We start from the raw sequence: 13,257 nt of genomic DNA, 5'->3' as shown, positions 1-13,257 counted from the left end.
AATGAACGATATGACAACTAAAGTGCCCTATATCCCCGAGGATGCGCCGTTTTCTGGTGAGCAAAAGACCTGGCTGGGGGGCTTTCTGGCCGGGCTGCATTCGCGCCTTGCCACGGGCGCTGGGGCCGCTGCCGCGCCGGCGGCACAGGCCGCAGACGTCAAACACCTTGATATTCTCTTTGGCACGCAAACCGGCAATGCCGAAACCGTGGCAGAGGAGGCTGCCGCGATGGCCAAGGCCAAGGGCTTTGCACCGCGTTTGGCGGAAATGGATGACGTCAGCATGGAGCAGTTGGCGACCATGCAAAACCTGATCGTCGTGGTCTCTACCTATGGCGAAGGGGAGATGCCCGACAATGCGCATCAGTTCTGGGAGGCGCTCAGCGCGACCACCGCACCCCGGCTCGAAAATCTGAGCTACGGCGTGCTGGCGCTGGGCGACACCTCTTATGACGAGTTCTGTCAGGCAGGCAAACTGGTGGACACTCGTCTGGAACAACTGGGCGCGCGGCGTCTTGGTGCGCGTGTGGATTGTGATGTCGATTTTGAAGATGCCGCCGAAGCCTGGATTGCGGCGACCATTCCCGATGCAGGCAGTGTGAGCGCGGCGGAGCCTGCCGCAGATGCCGCTCCCAATAAGGAAAAATCCGGTTGGGGGCGTAAAAATCCCTATGTGTCCACCATGCTGGACAATCGCATCGTCTCTGGCTCGAAATCTGCCAAAGAGATCCGCCACATTGCCTTTGATCTGGGTGACAGCGGCATGTCCTACGAAGCAGGCGATGCTCTTGGTGTGATGCCGGTCAATGCGCCTGATCTGGTGCAGGCTTGGCTGGATCGGCTGGGCGCGGGCGCAGACACAGACATCAATGGCACGGCCTTGGGGGATCTTCTCACCACCGGTCTGGAAATCATGACACCCTCGCGTGATCTGATCCGTGCGGTGGAGCCTCTGGCCAAAAACGATGAGCTGAGCCATGTGGTGAGCAACGGTGACAAAGAAGCGCTGGAGCATTACCTCTGGGGCAAGGACGCGCTTGATTTGCTGAACCTGAACCCGGATCTGGCCCTAGATCCAGCCGAGGTCATGAGCTGGCTCAAACCTTTGCAGCATCGGGCCTATTCCATCTCCTCCAGCCCCAAGGCCCATCCCGGTGAGGTGCATCTCACTGTCGCGGCCGTGCGCTGGATGTATGAAAACCGCCCGCATCGCGGCGTGTGCTCCACCTTCCTGGCCGATCATGTGCCAGAAGGCGCACAGGCCGGGATCTTCATGTCCCCCAACAAGAGCTTCCGCGTGCCCGAAGATGACAGCGTGCCAATGATCATGGTCGGCCCAGGCACAGGCATCGCGCCGTTCCGTGCCTTCCTTGAAGAACGCCGGGAGCGCGGTGCCAGCGGTGCCAATTGGCTGTTCTTTGGCGATCAGCACCGCGCCAGCGATTTTATCTATGAGGACGAAATCAGCGCCTTCAGCGCCTCGGGCCTGCTGACCCGTCTGGATCTGGCCTTCTCCCGCGATCAGGCCGAGAAAGTCTATGTGCAGCACCGGATGGTGGAAAATGGCAAGGATCTGTTCGCTCAACTGGAAGAGGGCGGATATTTCTATGTCTGTGGCGATGCCACCCGTATGGCGCGCGATGTCGATGATGCATTGCATCAGATCGTGCAGACCCATGGCGGCGTCTCCGCAGACGGGGCTGTGGACTATGTAAACGGCCTCAAGCGCGACAAGCGCTACGTGCGTGACGTCTACTGAGGCCGAAAGACCGCACCATTACACAGCCCCTGCTTGCAAGAGCAGGGGCTTTTTGGTTCCTGCGTAGGCTGAATTGATATTTTGAGGCGTGTTTAGGGCTGCCCAAGCTTGAGCCAGTCCACGAACCGCCGCGACAAATCACGCCGATGCGAGGTTCCTGACCAAACCGCTTGCATCACCAGCGGTGGCAAAGACCATTCCGGTAAAATTGGAACGAGCCGGCCGGCGGTCAGGTGCTCCTGTACAAGCGCATGGGGCAAATTGCCAAAGCCCAGACCGGCGCAGGTTGCTGTTAGGGCCCCGTGAATGCTCTGTACTTTGATCCGGCTGCTTTCCAGTTGCACAGTTTCGCTGTGGTGCGCCTTGTGAAGCGTAATGCGGTCATAGGCGCTCCCCATGGCCACGATTGGCAGATGTGCGAGATCCTGCGGTTGTGTCGCGGCCTGATGCCGGATCAGAAAATCCGGCGTCGCGACCAGCATATGGGTCACGCTGCCAATCTGCTGACGGACAAGACTGGAGGAGGGTAAGTCTCCCAGTCGGATGGCAAGATCATAGCCGTGTGAGACCAGATCGACGATCTCATCGGAGTAATCCAGCGTCAGCGCGACATGTTCGTAGCGCGTTGCAAATGCCATGATCCGTGTTTCCAGCTGCGGGTCAGGCACAAAGGCGGGCAGGGCAATGCGCAAAGCCCCTGCCACATCTTCGGCTTCTGATTGAGCTTGGTCCAGAGCGCGCTCCACTTGCAGTAAACCCGCTTGGGCACTCTCAAAAAGGCGCTTGCCGTTTTCGGACAGGGTAAGCTTGCGGGTGGTGCGGTGTATTAGTGTTTCGCCCAGATGGTCCTCCAAACGTGCCACATGGTGGCTGATCACTGATGGGCTGACACCAAGCTCTTCTGCGGCGCGGACAAAGGCCCCGGTTTTTCCGACCGCCACGAAGGCCATTAGGCTTTGGACATAGCGCTGCATTCATTCAATCAATCGAAAAGTGGGTTCTAAAAAGAGCATCTAATCTATTTTATGGGTGTGGGCTATTCTTTTGTACGAAGGAGGCCGGAGCTGATGTATCGCGCACAGAAGATAATCGACACACGTAAGGCCCCCTCTTATGCGGCTCAGATGGCCAAGCACTTTGCCCATAAGATTGATGTGGAAGTCGCAGATGATCTGATCGTGTTTCATTTCAATGCGGGCACAGGTCGCGTGGAAGTGGGGGAAGCCCATTTGACGTTACACGTCGAAGCCGCATCTCAGCCGCAGATGCAGGAGGTCGCCCGGATATTGGCACGACATCTGGAACGATTTGCGTTTCGCGAAGGCCTCTCCATCGCTTGGCCAGATATTCTGTAAAATCCGTAAAGGAGAATGATGATGAAGTTTGTTTCCAGCGCGGCTCTTGCTTTACTTCTGAGTACCTCGGCTATCGGACATGAAGCACCCAATCACGCTCATGCCGCTTTGGTGCCGATCCCGACTTATGCGCAGCCTTACGGCGAAGCCTCCGGGCAGGCTGCTTTACAGGCTGCTGAAGCGCTTTTGGGAACATTTTCGGATGCGGAAAAGGCAGGCTTCATGTTTGATCTTCATGCCGATATCCGCGCGGGTTGGTCTAATCTGCCCGCCGGGATTGTGTCTCGCCGCGGCATTTCCATTGGCGAAATGAGCGAAGAGCAACGCAACTTGTTGTTTGCCTTTCTGGCCTCTTCTTTGGGAGATGAAGGCTATGAAAGCGTGGCAGAAGTGATCGCAGCAGAAGCCTTCCTGAGCACGGATCGTCGGGCCAAACAGCTCAAATGGGCGCCTGAAAACTATTGGTTGTCTTTCTATGGAACACCCTCCGCCGATACCGCTTGGGGGTGGCAATTTGGCGGGCATCATCTGGGTCTCAATATCTCGATCGATGGTAACAGGGTGCAGACCATGTCGCCGAGTTTCATTGGCACAGAACCGGCGATTTTCACGCTCAATGGGGTGGACTATGAAGCGGTTCGCGACATGCATCTGGCGGGATATGCGGTCTTCACCGCCCTGAACGCGGAACAGCAAGCGCGCGCCGATGCGGGCCGCGTACCTGAGGATGTCCTGACGGGGCCGGGCAACGATGATGTCATACCCCCGGTGATTGGTCTCTCAGCGGCTGAGATGACCGCACCGCAGCAGGAACTTCTGCTTGTGGCGATCAAGGAGTGGATTTCTGTGCAACCCAATGAAAATGCGGATCTGCGTATGCAAGCCTTGACCGATGAGCTTGCTGATATCTCATACGCTTGGACAGGATCTGATGAGGTGAATACGCCAACCTATATGCGCATTCAGGGGCCAAGTTTGATCATTGAAATGCTCTCTACGGGGGGCAATGTCGGCAGCAGTGCTGTCGGCGCTGGCCATTATCACACGATGTATCGCAATCCGACTTTTGATTACGGCAAATAGGCTGCGGGCCACAGGAGCACAATATGTCTACGAAGCCTTTGTCAAAGCTCGAGCGTTCCCTGCACTGGGGAGTGGGTTTGGGGATGATCCTGCTCATCGGGTTGGGCCTGTATATGAGCGAAAATCGCCTTTTTGCGTTGTATCCGATTCACAAATCCCTGGGTGTTCTTCTTTTCGCGTTCATTTTGTTTCGCGTTGTCGTCCGCTTGCGACAAGGCTGGCCTGCGCACATCAGCCAAGGCGCTGCTTGGGAACGTAAGCTTGCGCTCATCACCCATTGGATCTTGATTGCAGGGACCCTTGTTTTGCCGTTGTCCGGGATTTTGGATGGCGTGATGGCTGGGCGGGGACTTTCTGTTTTCGGCCTGGAACTGATTGGTGCCAATCTGAGCGACGAGGGACAGCGCCTTGCCATCAGTGAAGGGATATCGGATCTGGCAGGCACGGTGCACGGGTTTGCTGGAAAGTTCTTGGTTGGCGTCATTGCCCTACATGTGGTCGGCGCCTTTAAGCATCACGTGATTGATCGTGATGCCACACTGCGTCGTATGCTGGGGCGCACTTGAACTTTCCTAATTACACGGTTCGGGTTCCAGCGACTAAAGCTGCTTTACAGCAGCCATCGCAGGCTTTGCGTCGCGCAGACCACCGGATCAATCACCGGAATGTCCAGAGCATTTCGGACCTGTTCCACCACAGTTGTCATGCCCGCACAGCCCAAAATCAGAGCATCGATCTGATCCTGTTCTTGGGCCACCAGGGCTTCCTGAAGGATCCGTTGCGCCGCCGCTTCTGGGGCGTGCTCCAGCTCCAGCACCGGCACATCAGAGGCGCGCACCCGCCGTTGAAATCCTGTCAGACCCTGCGCGGCAATATTAGCCTCAATGACGGGCACAGAAACCGAGAGGGTTGTCACCACGCTAAAGGACCAGTTGCGCAGTGCGGCGTAGTGAAAGGCCGTCTGCCCGATGCCGACCACAGGGCAGGGCGCGCGCTTGCTGGCTGCCAAAAGGGCGGTGTCATCAAAACAGCCAATGATAATGCCCTCCGCGCCCTGAGCTGCACTCTGTGACACCAGCTCCAGAAGGTGGGGTTCGGCCGCTGCGCCATCGTCTGGGCCCTGAATGGCTGCGGGCGCTTTGGTGGAAGTGATCCCCTCAATACTCAGCTCAGGGGCGGCGTGACGGGCCACCTCTGTCATTGTTGCGGTCATTGCGGCGGTGCTGTTGGGATTGATCAGCGCCACCGCCATCACAGATCTCCTCTGCCCGCATCTGACCCGCGCCGCGCCCGGCGACGGTTGAGGATCCAGGCGCTCAGCAGAAACACCAGAATGATCAGCAGGGAAAACACGGTTGTCAGCGTGCCCAATGCAAACAGCACCGGCGTTGTGACATTGGTGGTCATGCCGAAAATTTCCAGCGGCAAGGTGTTGTAGCTGCCAGAGGTCAGCAGCGTGCGCGCAAATTCGTCATAGCTGAGGGTGAAGCCAAACAGCGCCACCCCAATCAGCGAGGGCGCAATGATGGGCAGCACCACATGCCGGATCACCTGCCAGGAGGAGGCACCAAGATCGCGCGCCGCCTCTTCATAGGCACTGTCAAAGCGGTTGAAGACCGCAAACATGATCAACAGCCCAAAAGGCAGCGTCCAGGTGAGCTGTGCCCCAAAGCCAGAGGTCGCCCAATGCACCGGCAGACCGGATTGCGACCAGATCAGCCCCACCCCCAGCGACACCAAAATCGAGGGGATCACCAGCGCAGTGATGATCAGGTAAAACAGGACGGTCGACCCGGCAAAGCGCTTGCGAAAGGCCAGCCCGCCCATAAGTGAGACTACAACCGTGGTCGCCATCACCATCACGCCCAACACAAAGGAGCGCCGGAATGCGCCCCAGATGTCGCCCACGGCCTGCTCTTGAAACAGGTCACGGAACCAATGCAGAGAGACACCCCGCATCGGAAAGGTCAGCCCCCCACCGGGCCCCTGAAAGGACAGGATCGCAATGGTCAGGGTGGGACCATAAAGAAAGATCAGAAACAGCGCAAAAAACGCGGTGAGCAGGTAGAAAGATCTGGGCCGGCTGTCCATGGCTCAAAGCTCCTTGCGAATGTCAACAAAGCGCAACAGCGTGCCAATCAGCAAAAGCACCGTGATCAGAAGGATCACCGCTGTGGCGGAGGCTGAGGGATATTGCAGCAGGCCAATATCATTCTGGATCATGCGCCCCACATTGGCGGATTGGCTGCCTGACATGAACCGCACGGTGATGAAATCCCCCATCACCAGCGCCAGCACAAAAATCGTGCCAATCATGATGCCGGGTTTGGTCAGCGGGATCACCACATGGCGCAAGGTCTGCCAGCCGCTGGCACCGGCATCGGTGGCCGCCTCAATCAGCGCAGGATCAATGCGCATCATCGTGTTGAAAATCGGCACCACCATGAACAGCGTGTACAGATGCACAAAGGCGAGGATCACACTAAAATCGCTGAACAGAAGCCAGTCCAGCGGTGCATCAATGACGCCCCAGGACAGGAGTGTGGAATTGGCCAGCCCATTGCGCCCCAGAAAGGGGATCCAGCTGATCATGCGAATGATGTTGGAGGTGAGAAAGGGGATGGTGCAGAGCAGAAACAGCGCAACCTGCCATGTGGTGCTGCGGATGTGAAAGGCCAGATAATAGGCCACAGTGAACCCGATCAGCAGGGTGCAGACCCATGTGATCGCGGCATATTTGAAGGTGTTGAAAAACACCTGATAGGTCACTTTGGAGGTCAGCAGAAAATCATAATTGTCCCAAAGGAAAGCAGGATAGATCGACCATTCCGTGGCCCCCCAGAAACTGACCACCACGATCATCACAATCGGGGCCAGCAAAAACACAGCCAAGACCAATGTCAGCGGCGCAGCCATCAGCCACCCCTGCACATGACGCGATATCATTCCTGCCCTCTTTCTCTTCTTCTGACCGGAAATACTCCGGGGGTATGGGGGCTGGCCCCATTTTGAACTGCCTATGGGGGTTTGCCCTATTGGCAAACGGGGGCTTGAAAGCCCCCGCGCCTTATGGATCAGGCGGCAATGAACTCATTCCACTTGCGCACCATATATTGGTTTTCATCCATCACCGCGTTCCAGCAGGCCACGGCCCCCATCCGGTCATAGAAGGAGCCGCCATCACGCACGGCACCGGCCTTTTCCATCACATCGCCAAAAGGATTGGTGATGTCGCCTTTGGCCTCTTTGCCCTCAAACCAGAAGCCCCATTCATCTTCAGACATGAAGGCTTTGGAGGTTTCAGGCACCGCAGAGTAGTAGCCCTGACGCATCAGAAAGCCACCCACCCAACCGGAGAGATACCAGTTGATGTATTCATAAGCCGCGTCCAGCTCGATGCCAGACAGGGAGGCCGACAGACCAAGCCCGCCGCCCCAGCTGCGATAGCCTTCTTCCAGCGGTTGATAGACACAGGGAATGCCCTGGCTGCGCACTGCGGTGATCGCAGGGGACCACATGGATTGGATCACAACTTCCCCGGAGGCCATCAGGTTCACGCTTTCATCAAAGCTCTTCCAGAAGGCGCGGAACTGACCGTTTTTCTTGGCTTCGGTGAAGATGCCAAGCGTCATGTCGATCTCTTCGCGGGTCATATTGCCTTTGTCCGGGTAGGTGTATTCCCCCATGGATTCGACCACCATCGCCATATCCATGATGCCGATAGAGGAGATGTCGAGGATGGAGGCTTTGCCTTTGAATTCCGGGTTGAGCAGCTCTGACCAGTTCTTGATTGGCCGGCCAATCAGATCCGGGCGGATGCCCAGCGTGTCGGCGTTATAGATCGTGGGGATGAGTGTCATCCAACCGGATTCTTCCTGCACAAATTCCGTGCCATCGACACCCGTGGTGAAGCCCACCGTGTGCGGCGCGGTGCCCTGAGCAATCACGCTCTCAGGTGTCAGCTTGCCAGAGCGGAAAGTGCCCACGATCTTGTCGTAATTGGCGATTTTGGAGGTGTCCATCGCTTGCAGATTGCCTGTGGGCCAGACCTTTTTGCAGATCCAGTATTCAATGTCGGCAATGTCAAAGCTGTCTGGCTGAGTGGCCGCGCGCTGGGTCACGCTGTCAGAATCAAGCGCGGTCATTTCCAGAGTGAAGCCAAGGTCTTCTTTGACTTTCTTGGCCACCTCGTTCAGGTTGGACACCCCGGTGCCAAACTGGCGCAAGGTGATGTTTTTTGTCTCTTGTCCCCAGACCATTGGAGCCGGAAGCGCGGCGGCCGCCACCGCCGCGCCACCTGCCTTCAAAAGGCCGCGACGCGAATAGCGTATCTTTGAGATTGTCGTCATAGCAGTATCCTCTTTGTTGAACAGTTTGTTATCCAGCCAGGGCATGCGCCTCTTGGGCATCCCAATCGAGGCCAATCGCCTCGCCTTCCATCTTCGGGGCGTCGAAGAAATCCCGGTCTGACAAAAGCGCGGTGACTTCCTGATCGCCGGGGATGCTCGCGGTGAGCGCCACATGGGTGCCCTGATATTCAATGGCGGTGACCGTTGCCGGCAGCCGCGCTGCGCCCGCCGGGCGAATTTTTAGCGCATCGGTGCGGATGGCAATCTTGCCCTCTGGCATGGTCACCACATTGTGGGAGCCCAGAAAGCGCGCCACGAAGGCCGTCTTTGGGGCTTCAAACACGGCCCGGGTGGCACCCGCCTGCTCAATGCGGGCGTTGTTCATCACCACGATCTCATCAGCCAGCGCCAGGGCTTCGTCCTGCCCATGGGTGACATGGATGAAAGTGATGCCAAGTTCGCGCTGAAGCTTGCGCAGCTCGGCGCGCATCTTGATGCGCAGGAACGGGTCCAGCGCTGACAGCGGTTCATCCAGCAGTAGCACCTCGGGTTTGGTGATCAGCGCCCGGGCCAGCGCCGCGCGCTGCTGTTGTCCGCCAGAGAGCTGCGCGGGCAGGCGGTCTGCGAGGGGCAGCATGTCCACCAGCTCCAGCATTTCATTGGCGCGGCTCTTGCGCGTTGTGGCATCTGTGCCCTGCATCTTGAGGCTGAAGGCCACATTGTCGCGCACGCTCAGATGTGGAAACAGCGCATAATTCTGAAACATCATCGCGGTGCCGCGTTTGGCCGGGGGCAGATGTGAGACATCTCGTCCGCCCAGCAGAACGGCGCCATCAGAGACGGATTCATGCCCGGCGATCATGCGCAGGGTAGAGGATTTGCCGCAGCCTGACGGCCCCAGCAGACAGGCATAGGTGCCCGCGTCAAAGTGATAGGAAATCCCCTCCACAGCCACGGTCTCGCCGTAACGCTTCACAAGGCTCACCAATTCAAGATCAGGTTTCAAGGTCATGCGACACCCCCAAGGTTAGGAAAACCTTGAGTGGCAACACTTCTCAAAACCAAGATTATTCGTGAAATGCGCCGATGCGCTCCTCAGAGAGTCTTGGATTTTGTGCACGCATTCCTGCGGTTGTGTATTTTTGAGGCTAAAATTGTATACAATCTGATTTTTGGTTGCACACAGTCTTGAGGTTGGCAAAAAAATTTGCACCGGTGAGGGGCGTGACTGATATGAACCCCGGTATGACCCTGCAGACTTCAAACCTAGACCAAATTGTTGGACAGCTGACCGAAGCTGTGCATGAACACCGCATCCTGCCTGGTGCCAAATTGCGCGAGGATGAGGTCGGAGAGATTTTTGGGGTCAGTCGCACCATTGTGCGCCAAGCCCTGCGTGCCATGGCGCATGAGGGGCTTGTCACGATTGAGCGCAATCGTGGTGCCTTTGTTGCGCGCCCCTCTATCAAGCAGGCGCGGGAAGTCTTTGAAGCTCGGGCCTTGCTGGAGCCCCAGACCGCTCGCGCCGCCGCAGAGCGCGCCACGCCTGAGGACATCGCGCAGTTGGAGCGGCACATCACAGCCGAACATGATGCGCTTAAGCGAGGCGAAGCCGGGGTGGCGCTGAAGCTGTCCGGCGACTTTCATCTGTCGATTGCCCGCATTGCGGATCAGAAGATCATTGAGGACTTCCTGCGCCAGTTGATATCGCGCTCCTCGCTGGTGATTGCGCTTTACTGGCGGCGGCGCAATGCGCTGTGTGAAAGTCACGCGCATCATGCGCTGATCACTGCCTTGGGCGCGGGCGATGGGGATGGGGCAGAAGAGCTGATGAAAGGGCATCTGCTGGATTTGTTCACCCAGCTGGACCTGCGCGAATACGATCCTGCCCCGACCTCTCTGCGAGACGCCTTGGGCAAATAGGGGTGTAACGACAGCTACGTCTGTCGTGACGTTTCGTAAAAGAGACACACGTAAAACGGTATTTTGCCATGCACAAACAGTCGCAGCGTTTTTGCGTCTTAGAATGTCGTTAACATTCAACAAAACCCAGACCCGTGGCCTAGGGTTGCCCTGTAAGGTGCCGCCTCGTCAGTTTGATGGGGTGGAGAATTGGGAAGCCGGTGAAACTCCGGCACTGCCCCCGCAACGGTAACAGAGACGAGGTTCGGCAAACGACCACTGGGAAGAGGATCCCGGGAAGGTGCCGCAACCGGGCGAAAGCCGCTCTGAAGTCCGGAAACCAGCCTTGCAGATATGTCAAACCGCGGGTGGCGGTGGGGGCACTTGGCTCGGCTTCGTTCCTCTTCGGTGCCGCCTGTGTCTCCTTTGTCACTTGCTCAAGCAAGGCCGCGGGGCGCGGCAGGAGAGCCAAAATGAGTCATATTCACACCCTGCTGGCGCGTCGAAACCCAGGTCATGCGCTGGAGCAGGCTTTTTACACCGATCCCGAGGTGTTTCAGACCGATCTGGAGGCCATTCACTACCGCACCTGGCTGTTTGCCACCGCGGCCTGTGAGCTGGAAAAACCGGGCAGCTATGTCACCTATAATGTGGGCGCTTACCGTGTGGTGATCGTGCGCGGGGCCGACAATGAGATCCGCGCCTTCCACAACACCTGCCGCCATCGCGGCTCGGTGATCTGCAAGGCCGCCAAGGGCCATGCGCCCAAGCTGGTCTGCCCGTATCACCAGTGGACCTATGAGCTTGACGGCTCACTCCTCTGGGCGCGTGACATGGGGCCGGAGTTTGACCCCACCAAACACGGGCTGAAAACCGTGCATTGCCGCGAACTGGCGGGGCTGGTCTATATCTGTCTGGCCGAAGACGCTCCGGATTTCGCCGCCTTTGCCGAGACCGTGCGCCCCTATCTGGAGGCCCATGATCTGGGGAATGCCAAAGTGGCCTATGAGAGCTCCATTGTCGAAAACGGCAACTGGAAGCTGGTGTGGGAAAATAACCGTGAATGCTATCACTGTGGCGGCAACCACCCGGCACTGTGCCGCACCTACCCCGATGATCCCAGCGTGACCGGTATTGGCGAAGGCGGTGAAACACCGGATCACCTGCAGGCACATTTTGATCGCTGCGAGGCCGCAGGCCTGCCCGCCAATTTCCACCTCAGCGCAGACGGGCAATACCGCGTGGCGCGTATGCCTTTGAAAGAAGGCGCGGAAAGCTACACGATGGATGGTAAAACTGCCGTGCGCCCATGGCTGGGGCGTGTGCCGTTTTCCGATGCGGGCGCGCTGTTGCAGTTCCACTACCCGACCACATGGAACCATTTCCTTGCGGATCACTCCATCCTGTTCCGGGTCACCCCGATCAGCCCCACAGAGACCGAAGTGACCACCAAATGGCTGGTGCACAAAAACGCGGTGGAAGGCCGGGATTATGATCTCAAGCGGCTGACCGAAGTCTGGATGGCCACCAATGATGAGGATCGCCGCGTGGTCGAGGACAACCAGCAGGGCATCAACAGCCCGGCCTATGTGCCCGGCCCCTATTCCCCGACACAGGAATCCGGCGTGCTGCAGTTTGTGGAATGGTATTGCGCAACATTGGCCACCCATCTGGCCCCCGGCAGCATGGCAGCGGAGTGACCCCGATGAAAGACCTCACCACCGCCCCCGCGATCTGGCGTGACAGCGAAATGCTGGAATGTGTGTCGATTGTGCCGGAGATGCCCAACACCGCCAGCTTCACCTTCCGGGCCCCATCGGGCGCGCTGTTTGCCTATGATGCGGGCCAGTTCCTGACCCTGGAGATCCCCGCCCCCGGTGAGCCCGGCGGCGTGGTGCACCGCACCTATACGATCTCCTCCTCACCTTCACGCCCACGCTCGATCACCATCACGGCCAAGGCACAGCCAGACAGCATCGGCACCCGCTGGATGCTGGACAATCTGCGCCCCGGCACCCGGCTGAAAGCGATTGGTCCGGCGGGGCTGTTCACCAATGCCAAGAGCCGCGCGCGCAAATATCTGTTTATCTCTGCTGGCTCAGGCATCACCCCGATGATGTCCATGACCACCTGTATGTGGGATGAAGGGCAAGAGCTTGACGCGGTGTTCATCAACTGCGCCAAACGCCCCTCGGAAATCATCTTTCGCCAGCGGCTGGAACAGATGGCCAGCCGCACCCCCGGTCTGGATCTGAAATTTGTGGTCGAAGAGCCGGACCCCTATACCCCGTGGACCGGCTATCAGGGCCAGTTCAACCAGCTGATGCTGGGCCTGATGGCGCCGGATTATCTGGAGCGGGAGGTCTATTGCTGTGGGCCGGAGCCCTTCATGACCGCGGTGCGCGAAGCGCTGGCTGGTCTGGGCTTTGACATGGACAACTACCATCAGGAAAGCTTTGGCGCGCCAGTGGAAACCGAAGCCGAACAGCCCGCGCTGGATGATGTGGTGCCTGATGAGGACAGCAAGGCGGAAATCCATTTCGCCACCTCCGATGTCACCGCAAAAGTGGCCGAAACTGAAACCGTGCTCGCCGCCGCGCGCTCGGTCGGGCTCAACATCCCCTCAGGCTGTACCTTCGGCGTCTGCGGCACCTGCAAGGTCAAAAAGACCGAAGGCGAGGTGCATATGGTCCACAACGGCGGCATTTCGGACGACGATATCGAAGCCGGTTACATCCTCGCCTGCTGCTCCAACCCGATTGGGAAAGTGGCAGTAGAGGTCTGAGCCCCCCGCTCTCGGGCTCTAAGG

Annotated in this window: 13 protein-coding genes and 1 riboswitch; of the genes, 7 read left to right on the top strand and 6 right to left on the bottom strand. The window is 58.1% G+C overall.

Annotated elements, in window-relative coordinates; translation table 11 throughout:
* Position 1 precedes the first annotated feature (1 nt).
* The gene (locus J7382_RS10360) at positions 2-1,759 is read left to right on the top strand and encodes a sulfite reductase flavoprotein subunit alpha (RefSeq protein ID WP_247744948.1); all 1,758 of its coding nucleotides are present in this window, start codon (positions 2-4) and stop codon (positions 1,757-1,759) included.
* 92 nt (positions 1,760-1,851) lie between these two features.
* Here the strand turns inward: J7382_RS10360 and J7382_RS10355 are convergent, their stop codons facing one another.
* The gene (locus J7382_RS10355) at positions 1,852-2,733 is read right to left on the bottom strand and encodes a LysR family transcriptional regulator (RefSeq protein ID WP_209068957.1); all 882 of its coding nucleotides are present in this window, start codon (positions 2,731-2,733) and stop codon (positions 1,852-1,854) included.
* 93 nt (positions 2,734-2,826) lie between these two features.
* On the opposite strand from J7382_RS10355, the gene J7382_RS10350 reads away from it, so the two are divergent.
* Genes J7382_RS10350 through J7382_RS10340 form a run of 3 tightly spaced genes read left to right on the top strand, consistent with a single transcriptional unit; the run spans position 2,827 to position 4,763 of the window.
* Positions 2,827-3,114: a DUF2218 domain-containing protein gene (locus tag J7382_RS10350; protein WP_209068956.1), complete on the top strand. Its 288-nt coding sequence runs from the start codon at positions 2,827-2,829 to the stop codon at positions 3,112-3,114.
* A gap of 21 nt (positions 3,115-3,135) precedes the next feature.
* Positions 3,136-4,197, top strand: coding sequence for a DUF3500 domain-containing protein (locus J7382_RS10345; RefSeq protein WP_209068955.1), 1,062 nt, complete (start codon positions 3,136-3,138; stop codon positions 4,195-4,197).
* A 23-nt stretch (positions 4,198-4,220) separates the two neighbouring features.
* Positions 4,221-4,763 (top strand): cytochrome b, encoded by a 543-nt coding sequence (locus J7382_RS10340; protein ID WP_280638118.1) that lies wholly within the window; start codon positions 4,221-4,223, stop codon positions 4,761-4,763.
* 44 nt (positions 4,764-4,807) lie between these two features.
* On the opposite strand, the gene J7382_RS10335 is transcribed toward J7382_RS10340, so the two are convergent.
* From J7382_RS10335 to J7382_RS10315, 5 genes are all read right to left on the bottom strand, one after another.
* Positions 4,808-5,449: an aspartate/glutamate racemase family protein gene (locus J7382_RS10335; protein WP_209068953.1), complete on the bottom strand. Its 642-nt coding sequence runs from the start codon at positions 5,447-5,449 to the stop codon at positions 4,808-4,810.
* Positions 5,449-6,288: an ABC transporter permease gene (locus J7382_RS10330; protein WP_209068952.1), complete on the bottom strand. Its 840-nt coding sequence runs from the start codon at positions 6,286-6,288 to the stop codon at positions 5,449-5,451. The genes J7382_RS10335 and J7382_RS10330 overlap by 1 nt, the downstream gene beginning before the upstream one ends.
* 3 nt (positions 6,289-6,291) lie before the next feature.
* Positions 6,292-7,143, bottom strand: a complete 852-nt coding sequence (locus J7382_RS10325) for an ABC transporter permease (RefSeq protein ID WP_209068951.1) — start codon at positions 7,141-7,143, stop codon at positions 6,292-6,294.
* A gap of 128 nt (positions 7,144-7,271) precedes the next feature.
* Positions 7,272-8,537, bottom strand: a complete 1,266-nt coding sequence (locus tag J7382_RS10320) for an extracellular solute-binding protein (protein WP_188128127.1) — start codon at positions 8,535-8,537, stop codon at positions 7,272-7,274.
* A 37-nt stretch (positions 8,538-8,574) separates the two neighbouring features.
* Positions 8,575-9,558 (bottom strand): ABC transporter ATP-binding protein, encoded by a 984-nt coding sequence (locus J7382_RS10315; protein ID WP_209068950.1) that lies wholly within the window; start codon positions 9,556-9,558, stop codon positions 8,575-8,577.
* A gap of 233 nt (positions 9,559-9,791) precedes the next feature.
* Here J7382_RS10315 and J7382_RS10310 point away from each other — a divergent pair, with 233 nt between their 5' ends.
* From J7382_RS10310 to J7382_RS10300, 3 genes are all read left to right on the top strand, one after another.
* Positions 9,792-10,469 carry a GntR family transcriptional regulator gene (locus tag J7382_RS10310; protein ID WP_209069153.1) on the top strand — a complete coding sequence of 226 codons (678 nt, stop codon included), beginning with the start codon at positions 9,792-9,794 and terminating at the stop codon, positions 10,467-10,469.
* Positions 10,470-10,607: 138 nt separating this feature from the next.
* A riboswitch (cobalamin riboswitch) is annotated at positions 10,608-10,812 on the top strand.
* A gap of 109 nt (positions 10,813-10,921) precedes the next feature.
* Positions 10,922-12,148 carry an aromatic ring-hydroxylating dioxygenase subunit alpha gene (locus J7382_RS10305; RefSeq protein ID WP_209068949.1) on the top strand — a complete coding sequence of 409 codons (1,227 nt, stop codon included), beginning with the start codon at positions 10,922-10,924 and terminating at the stop codon, positions 12,146-12,148.
* A gap of 5 nt (positions 12,149-12,153) precedes the next feature.
* On the top strand, positions 12,154-13,233 hold the full coding sequence (locus J7382_RS10300; RefSeq protein WP_209068948.1) for a hybrid-cluster NAD(P)-dependent oxidoreductase: 1,080 nt from the start codon (positions 12,154-12,156) through the stop codon (positions 13,231-13,233).
* Positions 13,234-13,257 lie beyond the last annotated feature (24 nt).

The sequence above is a fragment of the Shimia sp. R11_0 genome, assembly GCF_017744035.1.
Taxonomy (GTDB): Bacteria; Pseudomonadota; Alphaproteobacteria; order Rhodobacterales; family Rhodobacteraceae; genus Shimia; species Shimia marina.
This window is presented reverse-complemented; position numbering and strand designations above follow the sequence as displayed.